We start from the raw sequence: 22425 nt of genomic DNA, 5'->3' as shown, positions 1-22425 counted from the left end.
CAGGGCAGGAGTCCCGGATTTTTTCGGGATAGATTGATTTACCTGCCCGGCCCAAATAACTTTCAATGATAGGACTTTTCCTCAACGTACTGGACTTTGCGCTTCCGATACTGTTTATGATTTTTGTGGGGCTTATGGGTACCAGCGTGCTTGTGGAACTCGGCCTGATGCAGAAGGTCTCAAAATTTGTAAGCCCTATTTTTGCCTATACGAACCTGCCAGAAACCTGTGCTTCAGCTTTCGTTGTGGCAATAGGATCTGCTGTTGCTGCAAACAGTATGCTTTTTCAGGCAAAAAAGGAAAACTGCCTTAACGACAGGGAGACCGTGCTCTGTTCAATGATGAATGCAACCCCTGCCTATTTTCGTGAACTCTTCACCTATCAGATTCCTATCGTGCTGCCTGCGCTCGGTCTCGTAGTAGGGGGATTTTACTCTTTTGTATTTGTGGTCACTGCAGTGTTTAAGATCCTGGTAATTGCGGTTGCAAGCAAGCTTTTTCTTAAAGGCAATTCCTGCAGAGCCCCTGAGACCCGGAGTACGGAAAAAGTGTCTTTGAAGACCGCGTTTAAACGTGCGTTCAAAAAAGAGTTAAGGGTTTTTCTGAAGATTGCAGGAGTTTACCTTATAGCAACCACCATCATCTTTGTCCTTCAGGAGCAGGGAGCTTTCGAGATTTTCAGTGTGCTTCCCCTTGCAGAGCTTTTTAAAATACCCCCGGAGACAATTGTCCCTCTGACAAGTTACGTTGCAAGCCCTATACTCGGAATTTCACTTCTCGGTCCCATGATCCATTCAGGAGAGATAACAAATGTGCAGGCAATGATCGTGCTTATGCTTGGCAGTATGTTCATGCTCCCGATTTTTGCCATCCGCAGCCAGCTCCCAAAAAAAGTAGCTATTTTCGGGACACGCCTTGGAGTCCAGATTGTTGCGTATTCTACGGCAATAAGCATATTTGTAAGGCTTGTAATTTTGTTATTACTGCTGAGTATGGCTTCCTGAAGCACCAGGAATTGCAGAAGTTCTCTAAAACAGTATAAGAACCGAGAAGAGCAGGTTGAGAATAGTACCGGGTATCCCGGGCAAATAGAAGTTTCCAGGACAGTGAAGGTTACCCTTAGCAGGGAAGTGTTTCCTGAGAAAGACTTATTCATAGGGCAATGTTTAAAAAAATATGAGAAGAGCGATTCAAAGGAAAGAAAAATATACAAAATCGAACTCAAGTTTACTTGCATAAACTTACTAAAAATATAATGAGCAAATCAGTGAACGGGGGTTTTTGGAGGAGGTTAAAATATGTTGGATTTGAATATGAGCAACAATATCTGATTTTGAGCTTTACCCGTTCACCAAATACCTCAGAGGATTAAGCCATATATAAGCGTTTTGGCACATAATTAGGATAATGCCTTTTTGTGCCATAATAAAGAGAAAATCACTAAGTTTCGAGAGTTTTTATCCTGAAATGGTATATTAAAAGAATTATTAGCGCATAAATAGAAGAATCCGGGTACCTTTATAAAAATAAAACGGTCTAAGGTAGAAACAAAAGGAGTAAAGAATCTCTGCCAAAGATATTTCGTAAAATGTATTTCAGTTCTAATACCAAAGGACGGTATAAATCACTTAAGATTATATGGAAAAGCGACGTATAATAATTGGAATAGTATAAATTTGGATCGCATATAATGTGATGCAGGTATAACTGACACGCACATATGCGCCGATCAGATGGGGGTCTGTGCCGGATAATACTTCAGAAAGCCGGAGCTGATCACAGGCTAACAGAAAAATAAGACCGGAGAATAAAAAAGAGGGATTTGGTATGAGAGAGGGAACTTATAAAAAAATAATGGTTGCAACCGATGGTTCGGAACTCGTCAAAAAAGCGATTGATACGGCGATTGAAATTTCCAGGCTCAGCGGAGCTAAACTTTACGCTGTATATGTGGTAGTCCCGACGACCCATTCTGCCAGGGACTTTGGCTGGGAAAAGGCTGCCATGGAGCACTTCAGGAATGAAGGAAAAGCAGCTACGCGTTTTGTGGAAGATGCCGCAAAATCTACAGGAGTAGAAGTGGAATCTGTACTTCTGGAAGGACACCCCGCAGATAAAATAGTAGAATTTGCGGAACAGAACGGCATCGAAATGATTGTGATAGGAACACTCGGGAAAACCGGGCTCGACAGGTTCCTGCTCGGGAGTGTAGCTGAAAACGTGGTGAGGCATTCAAAGACACCTGTACTCGTGGTCAGAGGCGAATTCCCGAAATAAAGTAAAGTCTACATGAAAAATGCTCTTTTCATTATTTTTCAAATTTTTTATTTCGTTCTCTTTTTTCGACGAGCCGCCAGACAAGCTGGTGGAGGTACCATATTTATTTTGGATTCAAAAACGGCTTCCGGGATCAGGCTACATATTTATCGAGTTATGTGAAGGCGTTTTCTAGAATTTCTCTATAGAACCTGAGTAGTTAAAAAGAAACAGAAAAAAATTGACCCGAAATTGACCTGAAATTGACCTGAAATTGACCTGAAATTAACCCGAAATTACCAGGATACGTAAAAACCGGATCAAATTTTCAGAAAAAAAGTTGACCTCAGGAGCTTACTCCAATATTAAGTTCTTAACAACACGAGGTTAAGTTCTTAACAACAGAGCCTTTGAGGTCAAAAAACTTAGCTGCAGTAATTTAAGATATTAACTCTTATCCTATTACACTCATGCCGGAAACCCGGATTGAAGGCGTGATTATGCCTCCGACTTTCCTTACGTCAAAGCCTGCACCTGTGATGTTCTTCAGGAGTTCGAAGGCGTTGCCTGAGATCATGAGAGATTTTATAGGTTTATCCAGGGCTCCGTCCTTGATTGTGAAGGCATTTCTGGCTTCTACGGAAAAATCCCCGGAAATTGAGTTTGCAGTATGGGCACCGATAATCGTGTTTACGAAAACTCCGGAGGTAGTATTTGCAATAATATCTTCCTGCGGGTAGTCGATAACAAAGTTCCTGAGCCCTACTGAGGGAGGACTTGTATAGGAGAACCTTGAGCCGTTTCCTGTGCTTTTCACACCGGCTTTTCCTGCGGTATAGCTGTCATAGAGGTAGGTTTCAAGCACACCGTTTTCAATAACTGTGGTATGCTGTGAAGGAACACCTTCATCGTCCGAAGCCGAGGTATCTATGCCTGCTTCAACCAGCCCGTCATCATAAATGCACAGTTCCGGGACAGCCACTTCTTCCCCGAGCTTCCCTATCAGGCCTGACCTTCCTTTCTGCACATTGTCCGCATCAATTGAAGGAGCAAGTGCTTCTTCGAGGATGTCCGAAAAGGCAAATGGATGAAAGATAACATCGGTTTTCTGCTGCTCTATTTTTATTCCTCCCCTGGATTTCAGGGCAAGATCGGAAGCATTTTTCCCGAGCGCAAAAAAGTCAATGTCAAGGGAACGGGAAACCGCAAAGTCATAGGCTGTAGATGTGTCCCCGTTTACGGTTATCACATCAACAAAACCGGAAACTGCTGTGGATTCTTCTTCAATTTCGATCCCGTTTGTGTTCAGGATAAGCTGCCTGCTCTTTGAACGGGTAAAGCCGCCTGAAGTAGGGAGCGTACCTGGCATCTCTTTTGTCCCTTCAACGAGTTCTACGGCATAGCCAATGCACTCTTCAAGTTCAAGAGCCTCAATCTTTTTATCGAAGATGCCTGAGACCTGAGGGTATTTCCCATTGGAAGGGAGGGCTACCCAGTCAGGATCATTTTCCCTAACCCTGGCTTCTGCAACCGCAATCTTTACGGCGTTCTCGAGGTCTCCTGCAAAGTTGGTGCTGGCAAAACCCACTGCACCGTTTACAATGGCACGGATTCCCAGGCCTTCCGAGAAACGGTCTTTAGCGTTTTCAAGTGAATCCTTTTTGAAATTGACGCCTGTTGAATGGTTTGCGGCGTAATAAATTTCAGCTTCTTCAGCCCCAGCTTCTTCTGCCAGTTTCAGGGCTTTTCTTGCAAGCTCGTACACTTTCAGGCACCTCCTATAAGGGCTTTTGAGATTGCAATATGAGGAGAACCATCAGATACGGGCACAAGCTGTCCGGATTTTCCACATCTTCCGGCAGTCATTTTCAGGTCATTGCCCACATGGGTTACATGTTTCAGGATCTCAAGAGTATTTCCTGAGAGGGAGACATCCCTTAAGAGCCCGGAAAGCTCTCCGTTCTTTATAAGGTACCCTTTTTCGGCATTGAACTGGAATATGCCTTCTCCGGTGTTTACCTGTCCGCCTCTTGAGCCTACAAGGTACATGCCGTCTCTGACGTCCTCCAGCATCTCTTCAAATTTAGAATCACCGTTGTCAATGAAGGTATTGCTCATCCTGACAACAGGCATGGAATAGCCCTGAGCCCTGCAGTTTCCGGGAGTTCCCCCGAGTTTGGCTGCGGTTTCCCTGGAGTGAAGATAGGAATTGAAAACTCCGTCCCTGATTATTTCGGTCCTTTTTGATTCGGAACCTTCGGCATCAAAGGGATAATACCCGAATTCGTGCAGAGTAGGGTCATCTATCATCGTTATCAGCGGGGATGCAATCTGTTCTCCAATCCTGTTTTCAAGAATGGAATCCCCTTCAAGCACAAGGTCGGCTTCCGAAGCATGTCCTACAGCTTCGTGGGCAAATACTCCTGCAAGTTCCTGATCAAGCACTACAGGCATTTCTCCACCTTTAGGGGTTTTAGCCTTCAAGAGCTCAATTGCGGTCTTTCCTGCATTTCCGGCAAGTTCGAGGACGTTTTCTTTCTCAAAAAGCTCATAACCATACCCGAAACGGCTTTCTCTGCCTGCCTGGTAGACGCCGTTTTCCGAAGCAACGGCAGAGACTGCAAAACCGACATTCAAAAGTTCATATTCACATTCCAGACCTTCGGAACTTCGGTACTGGACTTTAAATTCGGATTCGAGATACATTACCTTTGTACTGTGAACGCCTGCAATCCTTGCATGCTCTTCAATACTCTTCAAAAGGTCTACTTTTTCTTCAATTGCAATGTCTCTCGGGTCGATCCTGACTTCAGGAAGGTTCTTTACATCAGGAGAACTTACGGCTGCGAGTTCGACTTCTTCTTTAGGGGTGCTCGCATTCATAGAAAAAGCAAGTTTTGAGGCAGCATCGACCCCTCGCTTGAGGTCGATATCCCCTTCAACAGCCGTATAACCCCAGGAACCTCCGCAGAGGGCCCTTACTCCGGCCCCCCTCGTGAAGTTTCTGGATATTTCTTCGATCTTTCCGTTATCCAGGATGACAGAAGTGGAACTGCCTTCTATCACCCTGCAGTCATAAAACTTTATGTCCTGCATAATGCCTTTCATAATTAGTTCCTGCACCCGAAGAGGTTCATGGACTGTACGGAAGCGGGTGATACTTCCGGAATATCGAAACTAAGTTTTGTAATATTTTTGAGTTTTTCGATAATTGTATTCTTTCTCGGGCCCACAAGGCTGTGTTCCATTACTTCCGCAATAGAGGAAACAGGAATGATCTGGATCTTATCCCTGTATGCCTTTTCAACAAGAACATCTGCCTCATTGGCTTTTGGGATAATGACTTTCTTCATGCCGGCCCGGGCTGCAGCTTCGATCTTGTAGGTGACCCCGCCAACAGGCAGGACATCTCCCCTGACAGAAAGAGAACCCGTCATTGCGACAGTCTGGTCCACAGGGATCTTTTCAATAGCAGAGATTACGGCAGTTGCTATGGAAATCGATGCACTGTCCCCTTCCACGCCTTCATATGTCCCTACGAACTGGATGTGGACATCGTGGCGGGAAATGTCTGTGCCGGTCATGTTCTTGATCACGGCAGATACATTCTGCACCGCTTCTTTTGCAATGGTCTTGAGCTTGCCTGTTGCAATAATTCGCCCTTCGGCTCCGGAAAGAGCAGGAGTGACTTCGGATACGATGGGAAGCACGATTCCTGAATCTCCGCCCATAACTGCAAGCCCGTTGACTCTACCCACAGCAGAACCTCTCCTCATGAAGGACTCGTAGTCCCTGCGCTGTTCGAGGTAACTGTCTGCAAGCTGCTGTTCGATGGACCTTGCGATCCTCTTTGCCGCAAGCACATGCTCGGAAGTTGTGATTGGAGCCCCTTCGGAGTGGGCAATGTCTCCTGCCACACGCACAAGCCCGCCAAGGTCACGGAGCTTCAGAGTAAGGTGGCCTTTCCTGCCTGCGCGCCTTCTGGCTTCCCTGATTATATCTTCTACTGCACCTTCGTCAAAGTGAGGGATGTGCCCGTCCCTGACGACTTCCTGGGCAACGAAGCGGACCAGTTTCTTCCGGTTTTCGGGACTGTCTTCCATGGAATCTCTCATGTAGACCTCGTACCCGTAGCCTTTTATCCTTGACCTGAGTGCAGGGTGCATTTTCTGTACTGCATCCAGGTTCCCTGCAGAGACCATAATGAAGTCGCAGGGTACAGGCTCGGTCTTAACAAGAGCTCCCGAGCTTCTCTCGGACTGCCCGGTAATCGGGTATTCCCTTTCCTGAAGTGCAGTCAGGAGGCTCTGCTGGGACTCAAGCCTGAGAGTATTGATTTCGTCAATGAAAAGCACCCCTTTGTGGGCTTTGTGGATGTCTCCGGCTTCTACCCTGTCGTGTGCAGGGGTCTCAAGCCCTCCGGACTGGAAGGGGTCGTGCCTGACATCCCCAAGCAGAGCTCCTGCGTGGGCTCCGGTTGCATCGATGTAGGGTGCGTGCTCCTTGTCATAATTTGAAACCGCCATTTTCGGAATCATCATTTCCTCTTTGGGAAGGAACTGGCGGGTTAACATGAGAATCATAATGCCTGCAATGATACCCCAGAGCAGCTGGGCGACGAAGTAAGAATAGATGATAATACCCAAAACAAAGAGCATCATAAGCATGTTCCGGGCCTGGGCTTTCTTTCTTGCCTCCATCTTGTGAGCCATGACAATTTCTCTGCCCTTCCCTGCAGGAACCTCTCTGATCTTGGGATTGTTAAGGTCTTCCAGGTTAGGATATACAAGGATATCCTTGAGCTCTTCTTTTGGGAGAAGTTCTGCCATTGCTTTTGCAAGCAGGGACTTTCCTGTTCCCGGAGTCCCGATCATCATGATGTGCCGTCTCTGGCTGGCAGCCTTCCTTACGACTTCCACTGCATGTTCCTGTCCCAACACCTGGTCAATAAGGAGTTTTGGGACCTCTATGTTTGAAGTGTCTTCAAACTGGAAGCCTATGTCATCTTCGTCTATTTCGTCACTTAACTCAGACTCGGCCATGACCTGAGTAGGTTCATCCTTCGTCTGGTCGGCCGCAGACGTGTCTACTTTTGGACCAGCTCTAACCACGTCAGGGGATTGTCTGTCCATGTTTGGAACAGCATCGTCCACTTCAGGGGATTTCCTGTCCATATTCTCCGAAGACCCGTCTATGTTCTGATTATTATTATACACCATGGTTAGCTCACATATTAGAACGTTATTGGATAGACGTTATCTGATCGAGATTATATACTTGACGCTTTTGAAAAAACAACAAACTTAATGGTAGAATTATGGGCAAAAACGGCTGCTACAATAACATACTCCTGAAGTTACTGTAACCCCAACCGTACTTCGGCTAATTATATAAACTTGCTGTATATAAAATTAACCTGCCGTTGTATATACAGTATATAGAAACCTTTTATTATATACCATTTGCTAGCTGGACATTTGAGTCGAAAACTTGATCAGAAAATCAATTACCAAATTGATATACAAGAGGGTTTTAAGATATTTTTTACATACGTATGCTACATCCTCTATATATAATTAAACATCATCTTCAAAGGAACTTTGCGTTGAGGGGTTCATCCAGTTTCTGCAAACCGATATCGACAGCTATTTAAAAAAACAAAGGGGATTTTTATCTTATGTCCAGAAGCAAGGTAAAAAATCTTCTCCTCCTGAAGCAGATTCACAGTGCTGTAACCCAGATCAAGAAAGGCAAACTGGATAAAGCCCTCGAAACCCTGGATAAAGCTGAAAAGTCTGCAAGGCAGGCGAAATCCACAGATGCTCTTTACTATATTCTCTTTACTCGCGGAGGTATCCTCTACTCGGCAAAAGAGTATGATCAGGCTCTTGAAACCTATGAAAGAGCCCTTGAAGTAGGTTCCGAACTCCTGAAAACCGATCCGGGAAATGCCGATTACCAGCATTATATGGGCACAACCCTTAGTAATACAGGAAACCTCCTTAGAAAGAACGGAGAAAGAGACCGGGCTGCCGAATCCTATTCCTGCGCCCGCAAAATCTATTCGGACCTTATCACAAAGAACCCTGAAAATGCTGTTTTCCACTCTTATGCCGGAGAAAACCTGAATAACTACGGCTCTCTCCTCACAGAGTCCGGTTCCCTGGATACAGCCTGTGAAGTCCTTAATGAAGCAGTCGAAACCTACGAAAAACTATTTAATGAGAAGCCCGAAAACCTTGGTTATCAGGCAGAACTTTCAGTCGCGCTCAGCCAGTTAGGAAGTTGCCTCAAACAGCAGGAACCTGAAAAAGCCGAAACTGCAAAAATGAACCTTAAAAGAGCCCTCAAAATGCAGGAAAATCTGTTAGCCCAGCAGCCTGAAAACGAAAAAATCAAAGAAGCCATCACCCTGACAAGGGAAAGGCTGGAAGGAATTTAAGGCTGGAAGGAATTTAAGGCTCGAAGGAATTTAAGGCTGGAAGGAATTTAAGGCTCGAAGGTCTTTGATAGTGCAGTTACAGATTTATCTTACAGGTTTGCCTTACAGGTTTTTCTCAGAAAACAGCAACATGTGAACATAGAGAAGGATCATTAGTCCAACTACAATCCCCCAGATAAACTGCAAAGAAAAATATGAGTAGACGATGATCCCGAGTACAAATAAAGTTATCAGGACATTTACAAGCCTGACCTTCCGCTTCATCCTTGGGTCATGTGGGGTCCCGGCTTTCTCTTCATTTAGGTCAGATTCAATGAAATAGCGCTGTTCCTGTTGCATGAGGAAGTAAAGCCTCAGGATCAGGATATCAATGACTATGCCCCAGAGAAACTGGCCTATGTAAAAAGTATAGAAAAAGACGGCTGCAAGGAAGATACCAACGAGTATCACGTACAGTTTTTCATATTTGCTTTTTCCTGCAGCTTTGCTCATACCCCTGCCTGAACTTTTATTCCTTTTGTCTTTCTCTGCTTCCCTGTCCATGCTGACCCCCCTACCTGCATATATCTTATTCTAATGTCGATAAGCAGCAAAATATCCCGAAAACATGGGTTAAAGAAAGATATGGAACTTTGGACATCTATAATTAAGCTTTTAATAACATATATAGGAGTTGGGAAAAAGGCAGGGACTTGAGGAAAAAACGCAGGCTATAACACAACCTATAAAACATTAAAAGCCTTTTTTTTAATATGCCCGAAACGCCCGAGAAGCCCAAGAAATTGAGAGAGGAAGCAGTAAACAGCTTCAACGAAACCCTGGACCTGATGCAGAAAGGAAAGTCCGAAGAAGCCCTTGAGTCTCTCCGGAAAGCCGAAAAAGCCGCACATGAAGCAAAAGACGGAGCTATCCTGTTTCACACCTTAAAAGTAAGAGGGCAGCTGCTGCAGTCCATGGGTAGGCTTGAAGAAGCCATGGATACCTATACCTTCTCCTTAACAACCAGCGTAAAACTACTCTCCGACGACCCGGAAAACAAACTCTACATTGATACCCTCCACATGAACCTCAACAACCTTGGAAACCTCGGAAACATCTTCCAGAGGGCAGGCGACTTCCCCTCCTCCCAGCAGTGCTATGAAACTGGCATCGAAATCTCCCAGAAACAACTCGATTTTCATCCCGAAAAAGAATTCTACCGGATGTATGCCGGAAACACCCAGAACAACCTCGGAGAACTGCTTTTCACAATGGGGCAGGCAGATGAAGCAAAAGAAAAATACGAATATGCCCTCCAAAACTACGCACTCCTCCTCAAAAACTCCCCGGAAAACCCGGAATACCTCTCAGACACAGCAATGACCCTCAACAACCTCGGAACTCTCTTTTCAGAAAAAGGGCAAAAAGCAGAGGCAAAAGAAAACTTCGAAAAAGCGCTTGAGATCCTGAAAACCCTGAGCAAAAAAGACCCTGGGAACAAAAAGCTTAAGGAAGAAATCAGCCTCACGCGGAAAAAGATAGAAGCACTCTGAGATCTAAAACCTCGCAGCCTGAATAGCTGTCTGTGCCCTAATTTGCCCGCACGCCTGCGATGCGGCTCTTTCCTGTGCGAAAAGAGAAAAATAACTGTTTTTTTATATTTCGCCCACGTGAGGTTCGATAATCCCAACATTCCACGACGCGCAAACAGATTAAAGCTTTTTACCTGAAAAGGGAGCGGATAAATTTACGTTGCTTAAGATCACACTTTTTGTTACAATTGCAGCGTAAAAAAGCACAATATTTAAGCCACCATGAATTCATTCTTTAACTATGTCCGGGAGTTTGAGAGATTCAGCAATAGACCACTTCAATGAAACCATATCCTTGATGCAGAAAGGTCAACCCAGAGAAGCCTTAGAAGAACTTGAAAAAGCCGAAGAAGCTGCAAAGAGGGCGAAAACAAACGACATTTTACTCAATGTTCAGACCTTAAAAGGACTTATAATGCAGACAATAGGGGCATATGAAGAAGCCCTGAAGATCCATTCTCTTGCCCTAAAAGCTACTGAAGAACTCCTCTCAAAAGATCCTGGTAACAAGTCTTACCAGTCAAATCTTCAGATGAACCTTGACGAAATTTTCAAAATTGGAAACCATTTCTATAAAATGGGACGTTTTCTTCAAGCAAAAAATTGCTATGAGCTACACCTCTTAATCTCTCAAAAACTCCTTGAAACAGATAAAGAAAATGTTACGTACCAATCAGATGTAGGAGGGACCCTCAACAATCTCGGAATCTTGCTTTCTGATATGGGCCGCATAGAAGATGCGAAAGCGAAATACGAAAGAGCCCTAGAAATGAGAGAAGAACTACTACAAAATGACCCCGAAAACGTAGCATACCAATCATACGTAGGAACCACACTCAACAATCTAGCTTCCTTGCTTAAAACTATGGGCCGCATCGAAGACGCGAAAGCAAAATACGAAAAAACCCTAGAAATTTACGAAAAACTGCTACAAAATTGCCCTGAAAACGTAGCATACCAATCATATGTAGGAACCACACTCAACAATCTAGGAAACTTGCTTAGAAATATGGGCCGCATCGAAGACGCGAAAGCAAAATACGAAAAAGCCTTAGAAATTTACGAAATACTCCTCAAAACAAACCCCGAAAACGTAGCATACCAATTAGATGTAGGAGGGACCCTCAACAATCTCGGAATCTTGCTTTCTGATATGGGCCGCATCGAAGATGCGAAAGCGAAATGCGAAAAAGCCCTAGAAATGAGAGAAGAACTACTACAAAATGACCCCGAAAACGTAACATACCAATCATACGTAGGAGGGGCACTCAACAATCTAGGAAACTTGCTTAAAAATATGGGGCGCATGGAGGAGGCGAAACAAAGGTACGAAAAGGCACTCAATATGAGGCAAAAACTCCTCAAAACAGACCTCGAAAACGTAGCATACCAATCAGATGTAGCAATGACCCTCAACAATCTCGGAATCTTGCTTTCTGATATGGGCCGCATCGAAGATGCGAAAGCGAAATGCGAAAAAGCCCTAGAAATGAGAGAAGAACTACTACAAAATGACCCCGAAAACGTAACATACCAATCATATGTAGGAACCACACTCAATAATCTAGCTGTCTTGCTTTCTGATATGGGCCGTATCGAAGACGCGAAAGCAAAATACGAAAAAGCCCTAGAAATTTACGAAAAACTACTACAAAATGACCCCGAAAACGTAACATACCAATCATATGTAGCAATGACCCTCAACAATCTAGCTGTCTTGCTTTCTGATATGGGCCGTATCGAAGACGCGAAAGCAAAATACGATAAAGCCCTAGAAATTTACGAAAAACTACTACAAAATGACCCCGAAAACGTAGCATACCAATCATACGTAGGAGGGACACTCAACAATCTCGGAAACTTGCTTAAAAATATGGGGCGCATGGAGGAGGCGAAACAAAGGTACGAAAAAGCACTCGAAATTTATACGGAACCTATGCAGTATCTGACCATAGGTAGAAAGTCAGAGTCAATAATCAGGCTTATCCAACTGAACTCAGAACAAGCGGAAAAGGAAACTAATTCTTTCAATCAGATGAAGTGCCTGAGAGAAGCATTTCAACTATGCAAAGAACAGCGGGAATTTTTTATTAAATATAAGCTAAAGCACGAAAGAAAGCTGGTTACAGAAGCCGGGCTGAGTGCATATATTGACTTTTTGATGAAGAATGTGAGACTTGAAGATAATTCCGAGAAGAGAGCGAAAGAATATGATAAAGCCCTTCAGGCGGTTGAAAAGCTGGGGGAAATGGAAGATGACGAAACTGTTTCAAAATTGTGTTCTTCTGCCGCCTGCTACCTCAGGGGAAGAAAACTTGTAAACGAGGCTCTTGCTTCCAGGCAGCCTGAACTGGAACTTCTCAGGCAGGCCGTGGAGCAGTTCAAGAGCGCAAAAGAGACCTATGACAAAGCAAATGTGTGCTTTTGCGTATATACCGGACTGCTTAAGATTCTGGAATGCATTGAAGAACTTGAAGAAGTGGATGTTCCGAAACTGAAAGAACTGATTCAGAAGGTTGTTGAAACTCTCCCCGAGGATGTTAACCCACGTATAAGGGTTTCTTTTGAGAATATCCCGCAGATTTTTGAAGAAAAAGATAAAATGACGCGCAAAGAGCTACTGAAGGAACTTGATGTCAGGGTCAGTGCAATAGAGTACAAGGCGCTGGAAAATTTCTTTGGGCACGTTAACGAGAAGATAAAAGAGTATTTTGACGAGCCTTTCAGCCCAAACCTAATTTACGAAAACTGGAAGCTGAAGGTCATATTTGAAGACCCTGAGAAAGTGAAAGGGAAACTTACTATCAAAGTTGGAGATAGGTTTCTCTTTAATGGGTTTCTCAGTAAAGAAGAAATTGAAAAACATGTGGTTGAAATCGACTACCTGAAGATTGGCTACTTCCCGCAGGGTGAGGATGAAATAACTTTCACAACTCTTATACAGAAAAAGCCGGTTATAAGGGCAATTGACTATTTTGAAAGCGTCGGAAGAGACAACAAAACCAGAATCTTCCAGTGTGACTGCCGCAATGGCGTTTGCGTTGATAGGGATTTGCAAATTGCGACTGTCCAGTTGAAATATCATGCTTATGGCGAAAACTCTGTTGTGAAACTCACAACCGATGATGCTTATCATCGGAAAGTTAGGGCAGTTCTGGATGCTGTAAAGGGGGAAGCGGATATTGTGGTTTTCCCGGAGTTTTCCATTCCTTTTGATTACCTGGAAGAAATTCAGGATTATGCAGATGAAAATGACGTTATTGTTGTTGCAGGCAGCCATTATGTGACGGGAGGACAGCTTGGAGAGTACGGAAAAGTATTCAGCCGGGAGTTTGGAGAAGAAGACTTGAGGAAGAATATCTCCCCTGTTGTAATTCCTTATTCAAAGATCGTGCACAACGAAAAACTGCTTGGTGCGCGGGAAGAGCGTGAAATCTATTTCAAGGAAGGGATGAAAGCTGGGAAAGTCAATCATATTTTCAAACTTCGTGATGACCTCCGCGTAGGGTTAATGATCTGTTACGAATATCTGAATGCCGATTTAAAAAGTCGCCTGATCCCTGCCTGCGACGTGATTATAGTACCTCAGACAAACCCGAATCCGAAAAGATTCTATGAAACAGCGAAAAACGACATAAACAACCCTCCATGTTCCGGGAACAGGGCATACATAATGGCAAATGGAGTCTTCGCCCTTGAGAATAATAAAGAAATTCTAGGTGGGTCTACCGGAATCGTTTCAACACTTGACAAGTCCACTTACAAGCAACAGGATGAAGGGATCATAGAACCTATTGATGGGGTCATGGAACAGTTTATCCTGCTTGCATCAATTAGTAAAGACTTCAATCCTGCAAAGGATACCCAGGTGGGACAAGTTCCGATAAAAACAAAACTCATTCATATAGTTGAGAAGAATGAAATTCTCAGCGGTTCAGAGGATAAAGGAAGAAAGTTCATTCAACTGCTTGAGACAATAGCAAAGTGTGAGAACCGAAATGAGCTAAGAGAAATACTCAACAGCGAGGAAAACAAAGAGACAACAAAGACATTCTCACCACTAATGTATAAACACGTTCAAAACTTGGAAGAGCTTACTCTCGACGAAATGAAGAAAAAGTGCTGCTGCATCCTGATCCCCGCAGAATAAATCTATTTTAGCACAAAGAAAAACTGAGCTGGAAAAATCATTAATTGTTGGAACAAGTAAAATATTAACAGAAACCGCTTTTTCAGGACTTTTTTATTCAAAGGCCGCTCTCCTGCGTCGAGCGTGACAAGAACGGCCTGATGTGACGAATATGGTTGTATGGGTCAGATTAGAAGTAATTCAGTCCTCTTGAGCGCAGCGAAAAGGACACCGTCCTCCCGAGACGGGACTCGGGCGCTGAAAACTCCCCGATTCGCTTATTTTACGTGAACAGGTCGAAGATGTTCCCGAGCATGCTGCTGTCTGCCTGGTAGAATTCGGTGTACTTGCAGCGCTTGCAGGTGACGTGGGTGAATTTCTTGTTCTGGATATCGAGGACTTTGCTGATGAAACCGCCTGTGGAACGGATTTCGCCGGTTTCGTAGGAGGTGTTCCCGCATTTGGGGCAGATGAAATTAACATTTTTGCTCATTTTTTTAGCCTCACTCTGTTTTTTCAGGTAGTCTGAAGGATGGAATAGCTTTATTCTTGCACTATTTAATATTATTGTAAAAATCGGGAGCGAAAAGAAAAAAACCATAGGTTGTGCCGGAGAGATAGAACTTAAAGGATTTTCTGATCTTTTCTGATAAGACCATATCCGGGAAAAACAAAGAAGATGCAAAAATGAAAGGGATAATTATTGAATGAAAGGGATGATTATTATATCTTCAGATAAAAAGTTGGTCTGGATGTACGGAAGATCAACCGGACTTTTTCCTTAAGGGAGCAAATCTTTGCAGGAAATAAATATATTAGAAAAGAATACCTATAAAGCGTTAGACACATGAAAATAAAAGCTATAATTACAATCGCCCTGATTATCTCGGCTGCTTTAATGGCTGCAAAAGTATCACCTGGAGTTAATATGGAGCAGTTCAGGGAAGGGAAATATATCCATATTGACAGTATGGTGATAGAATTTGATAAGACGGATGCTGATGTCCAGATAAAATATAGCCTCAGTCCCTTCGCCCAGGCTTACATGTTCCTGTTCGGGAGCAGACATCTTGAGCCTAAACTGGAGGAGATCTTTTTTGATTTTGAGAACATAGAGATCCAGAGGATAGAGAGAACCAGTGCCGTAATCCACATAAAGGACATTTCCAGACAAAATGATGAATTTTACCTGCATGATTCCAGGAAGTTAGGGATGCAGCCGGACGTACTTACCCTTGTTTACCCTGACAGGACCAGGCAAAATATCGAACATGCCAGAGTTACTCCATATATTTTTTATAGCTGAATAGTCTAAGCCCAAACTTTCCGCAGCTTTCCAAACTTTCAGTTACTTTCTTAACTACTTCCCCGCACGTTCTTCTGCAACATCTTCTGCGATCTCTTCTGAGCCATATTTCACGCTTTATTTTTGTGATCATTCCTGCCCCTGATCGATCATCCATTCTCGCCATCTCATCTCGCCACCTCATTTATTTCTTTTAATTTATTTCCCAGGGTATTCTTCCATCCCTTACAACCCATTATCCCGATATGGCGATTCGCCACATGCAATGGCACATATGGGACATTATATCCTGGTTTCAGGAACATATATTTAGCAAAAGAAACCCAATTTTCTTTGATAGCAATGGGACGATTCATATTAAAATGTCTGAAATGCGGAAGAGAATACGGCCAGGAATACAGGCTAACCTGTGAGGATGACGACTCCCTTTTGCGGGCGGAATACTTTGAAAAAAGGCTTGAGCTCAGAGACCAGCCCGGGATAGGCAGATTTCATTCCTGGCTTCCTGTTCAGGAAGAGCTTACTACCGAATCCGGACCCGTCACGTATAAAAGTGAAGCTCTTGCGCGGGAACTGGGGCTTTCGAACCTTTACATAGGGTTCAGCGGATACTGGCCCGAGAAAGGGGCTTTTATCAAAACCTGCAGTTTCAAAGAACTCGAAGCCCATCCTACGATGCAGCTTCTCAAGGAATCCGGGGGAAAAGCCATTGTCCTTGCTTCTGCAGGGAATACGGGAAGGGCATTTGCACACGCTTCGGCTCTTACAGGAACGGATGTTTATATAGTGGTTCCTGATTCAGGCATTCCGAAACTCTGGCTGCCTGAAGAACCAACCGATTCCATTCACCTTATCAGTATGACCCCGGGGAACGATTATACCGATGCTATCAACCTTGCAGGAAGAATTGCAAAACTTCCCGGCATGGTCCCTGAAGGAGGATCCCGGAATGTTGCCCGAAGAGAAGGAATGGGCACTGTAATGCTGGACGCAGCCGTAACCATAGGAAGGATGCCTGACCACTACTTCCAGGCTGTCGGAAGCGGCACAGGAGGGATCTCAGCCTGGGAAGCTGCGCTGCGCCTAAGAGCCGACGGGCGTTTTGGCTCCGTACTTCCAAAGCTCCAGCTTGCCCAGAACCTTCCTTTCGTCCCCATGTACAGTGCATGGCAGGCAGGAAGAAGAGAGATAATTCCCGAAATTGACATGAAAGATGCAAAGAAACAGATCGAAGAGACCTACGCCACTGTGCTTACCAACCGTGCACCTCCATATTCCGTAACAGGTGGGCTCTATGATGCACTTGTCGAGACGGACGGGATTATGTATGCAGTTACTAAAGAGGAGGCACTTGAAGCAAAAGCGCTTTTTGAGGCCCTTGAAGGTATAGATATCCTGCCCCCATCTGCGGTTGCGGCTGCCTCCCTGTTAAAAGCCGTAGAAGCCGGAAATGTCGGAAAAGATGACACCATTCTCCTGAATATTGCAGGCGGAGGTTTCAAGCGGCTGAAGGAAGACTTCACACTTTTCCAGGTGGAACCTGAAGTTACTGTCCGGGACTCTGACGTTCCGCTTGAGGAGCTGAATATCTGAGTTCCTGCTGGGTTTTAATCTGAGTTCCGGTCCTGGTTTTGATCTGAGTTCTGAAAACCTGTAAGAAAAAGAGAAAAATAAGCTTAAGAGGTATTTACGTGGTAAACCCGGAAGAAGAAGTAATAGCAATCATGAAAAAAACAGGTATTGACCTTGCTGCAACGCTTCCCTGTGACAGGATCAAAAATCTGCTCCCTCTGGTTTCGGAAAACTTTCCCGAGATCAAATTGACCAGGGAAGAAAGCGGGGTTGGGATCTGTGCCGGGGCCTACCTTGCAGGGGGAAAGCCCATGATGCTTATCCAGAGCACAGGGCTCGGGAATATGATCAATGTCCTTGAGTCCCTGAACGTAACATGTAAAATACCCCTGCCTATCCTGACAAGCTGGCGCGGCGTTTACAAAGAAGCCATAGAAGCGCAGGTCCCCCTGGGAACCCACTTGCCCGGTATTCTGGAAGGGGCAGGGCTGAAATACACGATAATTGACGAAGCTGAAAAGCTCCCTCTCCTTGAAAATGTGATCAAAGATGCCTTTGAAAACTCCAGGCCCCACATAGCTCTGGTTTCTCCTAAAGTGTGGGAAGCTTCGGACTGCTGTGCCTGGGAAGCCCGGAATTCCCCGGAGCTGCCGAAGAAAGAAAGGATCTGCAAATTCCGCCTGACCCAGAAAGTCCTTGAACCCCGCATGATCCGGAACGATGCGATCTCTGCCGTGGCAGCCGAACTGGACGGAGAAATCACCGTAACAAACCTCGGAGTCCCCTGCAAGGAACTCTACGCTGCCAGAGACAGGGACCTTAACTTTTACATGTTCGGGTCCATGGGGCTTGTCTCCTCCATCGGGCTCGGCCTTGCCCTGCGCACGGACCGGAAGGTTGTGGTCTTCGATGGGGACGGAAGCCTCCTCATGAACCCTAACGCCCTCCTGGAAATCGGGAAGGAAGCCCCGAAAAACCTGGTCATCGTAGCCCTGGACAACGGTGCCTACGGTTCTACAGGCTCCCAGGAAACCTGCGCCCTCCGCTACATTGACCTGGAAATCCTGGCAAACGCCTGCGGAATTCAGAACACGCATAAGGTCAACACGGAAGAGGAGCTTGTATACGTGTACAAAGATTCTCTTAATGCCAGGCAAACATCCTTTATCCATGTGATCCTTAAGCCCGGAAACACGGCAGCTCCCAACATTCCCCTGAGCCCGGAAGAAACCACAAGACGCTTCAAAGAAGCGCTGGACTCAGAAAAGCTTTAAAAGGAAAGTTTTCTTGAAAAGAAAAGTTTTGGTGGGGTCTGATTAACTGGTTAATCTATTCCAGAGCCCCGGGGGAAAGAATCTCTCAGTTTTCTCTCCCTGCGCCGCACTGGGTCTGGGCCTGCCGTCAGCCAGATAAAAAGCTACCAACAAAACGACATCTCATTAGAGAGGGACAATAAGCTGAAAAAATGTCCACGGGCTGAGGGAATATTTTTCTTTACCCCGGAGGCTGGTTTTTAATTCACGGGTAATACAAGCGCTTCCGCCGGCTTGTCTGGCGGCCCTGCAAAAAAAGAAGAAAAACAGATTTGAAAGAGAAGAGAGGAAGAGTGTTTTTTAGACAGTATCCCAAATAACATTAGATTTTGTTTGTTGCAGCACCTGCCAATTTTTCTATCGCTTTAACTATTTGCTTTTTCACATCACTCTTACTCTTTGTTTTCTCTTTTCTTTCTTATCGGAAAGACCGCTCTCCCGTGTCGAGCGTGACAGGAACGATCCGGTCTGGCGAATATGGTTGTATGGGGCAGAAAGATCCATAATAATCCACACAGTTCTGCATATAGAGCAAAAAGGCAGGTAAAAAGGCGGAAATCCCGATATTTTATTTAACCGCCTCAGTTCGCCGCTTTACTACTATTCGCCGCTTTTAAGCTTTAATTCGGCTTAATTTTCTTAAGCCTTATTCTCTCCAGCTTATTCTCTCCACAGGTTCCTTGATCCTGAATTTTCCTGAAAGGACCTGTTCTTTAAGTTCTTCTGCGGCTTTTACCGCTCTTGCACGGTCCGACTGGCGCAGGGTTACTTTGATATCTCTGAGGCAGCCTCCGGTTGTACAGCTGACAGTACCAAGGTTTGCGCTGAAGGCTTCTCCTCTGCACCTTGAGATGCAGAGCCCGCAGTTAAAGCAAAGTTCAGGGTCGTGTACAACTCCATTTTCTCCTTTGCTTACCGCACCCATAGGACATGCCTCAGCCACACAGCACACCTTGCAGTCAATGCATTTTTCGGGTTCGTATTTTACATTCAGGTCTGTGTTATCCCAGACATCCCCATAAGTGATCTCGCAGAGGGGAATCCTGCCTGCAAGATCTACCAGCTTGAGCGGGATCTGGCTGTCCAGCTTAAGGATATTTTCCAGCATCCCCTCGGAAAGGACCGGGATGGGGACAGCCCATGTGTTAATAATTTCGGGGCCTGCGGAAGTTGCAAAGCCTCCCATATATTCAGGGGTCATGTCGTGCAGGTCTGCAAAACCGGCAAGGTTTGGATTATCCGGAGCACTGCGGGTGCCCTGACCCGTAACGAACCCTTCGGCTCCATTGATAAGTACTCTTGTTCCTATGCCTATGGTCTCTAGTTTGGGGTCGTTTTGAATGGGGTTTAACTCGCCGCAGCCGCAGAAGGTCATTTCCCTGAACTCGCCTTCAAAGGGCAGGGCATGGAAAATGGTTTTAATGGGCTCTTTTCCCGGATTTACGAAAGCCCGGTAATTCTTAAAAGCGTGCCTAGTTGCATAAAGCCGTGCAAAAGGCATCTCAGAAAGCCCCGTTTCAACGGAAAAGCGGTTCCCTTCGCTGGTAGTTACATCCACTGGAATGGATTTTCCTTCCACCAGTTCCCGTAAGAGGTGCCCGCCTCCGTAGCGTGAATCTGTTTCGCTGTGTGCGGTCCCGAGTACGATGAGGTCCAGGACCCCAAGCCTTTCGTTCGGGCAGGGACCAACGACTGCCGGCACTCCGTTCAGCAGGACTTTGGAGGCTCGTACAAAAGAATCGGGTTCGGAAACTTTGAAAGAGAGAACTGCATACGTTCCGCTCATAATACCGCGGGTTGCGGTAGTTACGACATCAATATCTTCTAGCCTGATTTCCTCCCCTGCCCTGACCCTTGCGCTGAGTTCTTCAGCCGTAAGGACCACAGCCTCTCCAGCGTCTATTTTTGCCTGGATCTCGGGGATTGTCCGACATTTATCTGTATTGTCCGATGCTCCGTTCATGTTACCCTCAGCGGAAATATTGTATTCATCCTATTTTAGGGAGAAGGATTACCTGAGAATTAGATACTTTTGTGGGAAGAATAACCCTGGAATTAGCGACTTCGAAGGGTAGGATAAACTCGAAATTCTTAACTCGAAATTCTTAACTTGGAATTCATCTTCACTTCTCTTTGTCTTTTTTTTCGTATGAAGCCTTCAGTTTCTGGAGAGTTATGGGTTTGCCGTGACCCGGGTAAAATGTCCTGCAGCCTGCTGCAATCAACCTCTTCCAGCTTATTAGAAGTTCGGGGATGTCATTTGCAAAAGGGGGAAAGACGCCCCAGGGCATGACATTGAAAAGAGTGTCTCCGACGAATGCGGCTTCATCTCCGATCACAAGGCTTATCGAGCCTGCAGTATGGCCAGGGGTGGAAATGACTTTTGCACCAGGGATGTATTTTCCAAGGTCATAGTCACCCCTTACCACTATATCGGGATTGACGGGCTGATATTTTGATTTAGAGACCATCAGGGTGTTTCCTATTCCCGAAATGATTTTTGAGAACCACATGGTGCCTCCTGGAAAGGGAGTCATGCCCTTTTCCAGGTATCCTTTTTCTGATGCATGGACCAGAACTTTTGCTCCACTTCGTTTTTTTATTTCGGCAAGACAACCTGTATGATCATAATGAGTGTGGGTAAGAATTACCAGAACGATATCCGTAAACATGAGATTATTTTGTTCAAGGGCAGTCTGGACATTTTTGATTTTGCCTTGGCATCCTGCATCCACAAGGAGCCCCTGACCACCTGAAATTATCAGATAGGAGTTTGAGTGCCCCATTGGGACATTAATTACAGTATAAGGCCTATCGCGTTCTGGTCTGTTGCTTCTCGACCTCTCACGAGTTTGCCGGTTGTTTTCGCTGGAAATCATTCCGAATTCTCCGAGGATTAGGGGCAAAAATATAGTATTTATCCGAGCTGCAGATTGAACTGTTTTCTGAATATTGAACCTTTCTTTAGTTGGTTTTTATGTATCCCATAATCTAATATATGGTTTTCATTGATCCGATATGATGAGTCATATTTTTCATGTGGAAAATGGATCTGAAGATGGCATTTGCGGAATTACATAATTACATAATTACATAAATAGAGAGGAAAAATTAGGAATTTTGCAATGCTGGTTGGAAAACCGAATCTCTTAAAAAATATTTCTCATTAGAACCCATAAGGGATAAGCGGATACAAACAATGTAAAATTTTTGCTTTTCTGAGGGCTGATTCAAGTAGAAAAACCCCTAACCACCCAAAACTTATATAAATGATGATGCGTACTATGGTGTTGCACTGCGGTAAGAGGAACCGAAGCAATACGCATCTTAGAGGGCTCGTGGTCTAGCCGGTTATGACGTCGCCTTGACATGGCGGAGGTCCTGAGTTCGAATCTCAGCGGGCCCACTCAAAGATACTCAAAACTTTCAGGAGATCTTTTCTGAAAGGTAAAAATCAAAAGCACTACATCTCTTTTAAAGATTGATTCATAAAGAGCAATTCAGTGGTGAATAAGATCTACCTGCCCAGGTAGCTCAGTGGGAGAGCGCTGCCCTGAAGAGGCAGTTGTCCCCGGTTCGAATCCGGGTCTGGGCACCATAAAAACATAGCACATCAGTAGTGTAGCGGTTATCACCGGGCGTTGCCAACGCTCGAACTCGGGTTCGAATCCCGACTGGTGTATAACTTTTTTAGAATCCTTATTTCAAGTACACTTGTTATAAGGAGTAAAAACAACACGCATCTTAGAGGGCTCGTGGTCTAGCCGGTTATGACGTCGCCTTGACATGGCGGAGGTCCTGAGTTCGAATCTCAGCGGGCCCACTCAAAGATACTC

Annotated in this window: 16 protein-coding genes and 4 tRNA genes; 12 read left to right on the top strand and 8 right to left on the bottom strand. The window is 45.0% G+C overall.

The genetic code is table 11. From position 1 onward, the window contains the following. Positions 1 to 65: 65 nt before the first annotated feature. Both EO93_RS16095 and EO93_RS16090 read left to right on the top strand, forming a co-directional pair. Positions 66 to 1004 carry a nucleoside recognition protein gene (locus EO93_RS16095; protein ID WP_048134795.1) on the top strand — a complete coding sequence of 313 codons (939 nt, stop codon included), beginning with the start codon at positions 66 to 68 and terminating at the stop codon, positions 1002 to 1004. Between the two features lie 823 nt (positions 1005 to 1827). Next, the gene (locus tag EO93_RS16090; protein WP_048163621.1) at positions 1828 to 2277 is read left to right on the top strand and encodes a universal stress protein; all 450 of its coding nucleotides are present in this window, start codon (positions 1828 to 1830) and stop codon (positions 2275 to 2277) included. Positions 2278 to 2710: 433 nt separating this feature from the next. Here the strand turns inward: EO93_RS16090 and EO93_RS16085 are convergent, their stop codons facing one another. From EO93_RS16085 to lonB, 3 genes are read right to left on the bottom strand one after another with little or no spacing between them, the layout of a single operon-like run. After that, a complete protein-coding gene (locus EO93_RS16085) occupies positions 2711 to 4021 on the bottom strand; it encodes a TldD/PmbA family protein (RefSeq protein ID WP_048163619.1) in 1311 nt (436 codons plus the stop codon). Positions 4022 to 4023: 2 nt separating this feature from the next. Next, complete coding sequence (locus EO93_RS16080; protein ID WP_235284313.1) at positions 4024 to 5364, bottom strand: TldD/PmbA family protein; 1341 nt, start codon at positions 5362 to 5364, stop codon at positions 4024 to 4026. Between the two features lie 2 nt (positions 5365 to 5366). Continuing rightward, on the bottom strand, positions 5367 to 7475 hold the full coding sequence (gene lonB, locus EO93_RS16075) for an ATP-dependent protease LonB (RefSeq protein ID WP_048134800.1): 2109 nt from the start codon (positions 7473 to 7475) through the stop codon (positions 5367 to 5369). A 458-nt stretch (positions 7476 to 7933) separates the two neighbouring features. Here lonB and EO93_RS16070 point away from each other — a divergent pair, with 458 nt between their 5' ends. After that, the gene (locus tag EO93_RS16070) at positions 7934 to 8698 is read left to right on the top strand and encodes a tetratricopeptide repeat protein (RefSeq protein WP_048163616.1); all 765 of its coding nucleotides are present in this window, start codon (positions 7934 to 7936) and stop codon (positions 8696 to 8698) included. 102 nt (positions 8699 to 8800) lie between these two features. Here EO93_RS16070 and EO93_RS16065 read toward each other — a convergent pair whose 3' ends face one another. Then, a complete protein-coding gene (locus EO93_RS16065) occupies positions 8801 to 9241 on the bottom strand; it encodes a hypothetical protein (RefSeq protein ID WP_048163615.1) in 441 nt (146 codons plus the stop codon). 209 nt (positions 9242 to 9450) lie between these two features. On the opposite strand from EO93_RS16065, the gene EO93_RS16060 reads away from it, so the two are divergent. Together EO93_RS16060 and EO93_RS16640 are read left to right on the top strand one after the other, a co-directional pair. Further along, a complete protein-coding gene (locus tag EO93_RS16060; RefSeq protein ID WP_048163613.1) occupies positions 9451 to 10230 on the top strand; it encodes a tetratricopeptide repeat protein in 780 nt (259 codons plus the stop codon). Between the two features lie 280 nt (positions 10231 to 10510). After that, the gene (locus EO93_RS16640; protein ID WP_082107696.1) at positions 10511 to 14419 is read left to right on the top strand and encodes a tetratricopeptide repeat protein; all 3909 of its coding nucleotides are present in this window, start codon (positions 10511 to 10513) and stop codon (positions 14417 to 14419) included. A gap of 262 nt (positions 14420 to 14681) precedes the next feature. Here the strand turns inward: EO93_RS16640 and EO93_RS16045 are convergent, their stop codons facing one another. After that, on the bottom strand, positions 14682 to 14891 hold the full coding sequence (locus EO93_RS16045) for a zinc ribbon domain-containing protein (protein WP_048134804.1): 210 nt from the start codon (positions 14889 to 14891) through the stop codon (positions 14682 to 14684). A gap of 354 nt (positions 14892 to 15245) precedes the next feature. Here EO93_RS16045 and EO93_RS16040 point away from each other — a divergent pair, with 354 nt between their 5' ends. After that, positions 15246 to 15704, top strand: a complete 459-nt coding sequence (locus EO93_RS16040) for a hypothetical protein (RefSeq protein WP_048163612.1) — start codon at positions 15246 to 15248, stop codon at positions 15702 to 15704. Here EO93_RS16040 and EO93_RS17705 read toward each other — a convergent pair. Beyond that, complete coding sequence (locus EO93_RS17705) at positions 15679 to 15870, bottom strand: hypothetical protein (protein WP_156161362.1); 192 nt, start codon at positions 15868 to 15870, stop codon at positions 15679 to 15681. The genes EO93_RS16040 and EO93_RS17705 overlap by 26 nt on opposite strands. 176 nt (positions 15871 to 16046) lie before the next feature. Between EO93_RS17705 and EO93_RS16030 the strand changes: the two genes are divergently transcribed. Further along, on the top strand, positions 16047 to 17297 hold the full coding sequence (locus tag EO93_RS16030) for a cysteate synthase (protein ID WP_048163608.1): 1251 nt from the start codon (positions 16047 to 16049) through the stop codon (positions 17295 to 17297). Positions 17298 to 17395: 98 nt separating this feature from the next. Further along, positions 17396 to 18550: a sulfopyruvate decarboxylase subunit beta gene (comE, locus tag EO93_RS16025; protein ID WP_235282981.1), complete on the top strand. Its 1155-nt coding sequence runs from the start codon at positions 17396 to 17398 to the stop codon at positions 18548 to 18550. A gap of 685 nt (positions 18551 to 19235) precedes the next feature. Here the strand turns inward: comE and EO93_RS16020 are convergent. Together EO93_RS16020 and EO93_RS16015 are read right to left on the bottom strand one after the other, a co-directional pair. Continuing rightward, positions 19236 to 20552, bottom strand: a complete 1317-nt coding sequence (locus EO93_RS16020; protein WP_048163607.1) for a methanogenesis marker 16 metalloprotein — start codon at positions 20550 to 20552, stop codon at positions 19236 to 19238. 160 nt (positions 20553 to 20712) lie between these two features. Continuing rightward, complete coding sequence (locus EO93_RS16015) at positions 20713 to 21468, bottom strand: MBL fold metallo-hydrolase (protein WP_235284312.1); 756 nt, start codon at positions 21466 to 21468, stop codon at positions 20713 to 20715. Positions 21469 to 21921: 453 nt separating this feature from the next. On the opposite strand from EO93_RS16015, the gene EO93_RS16010 reads away from it, so the two are divergent. From EO93_RS16010 to EO93_RS15995, 4 genes are all read left to right on the top strand, one after another. Beyond that, positions 21922 to 21995 (top strand) — tRNA-Val (locus EO93_RS16010). Between the two features lie 117 nt (positions 21996 to 22112). Continuing rightward, a tRNA-Phe gene (locus EO93_RS16005) sits at positions 22113 to 22187 on the top strand. 12 nt (positions 22188 to 22199) lie between these two features. Next, positions 22200 to 22271, top strand: a tRNA-Gly gene (locus EO93_RS16000). A 67-nt stretch (positions 22272 to 22338) separates the two neighbouring features. Then, positions 22339 to 22412 (top strand) — tRNA-Val (locus EO93_RS15995). Positions 22413 to 22425 lie beyond the last annotated feature (13 nt).

The organism is Methanosarcina sp. 1.H.A.2.2, from assembly GCF_000979975.1.
Classification (GTDB): Archaea; Halobacteriota; Methanosarcinia; order Methanosarcinales; family Methanosarcinaceae; genus Methanosarcina.
Note: the sequence above shows the minus strand (reverse complement) of the source record. Positions and strands in the feature narration are given on the sequence as shown.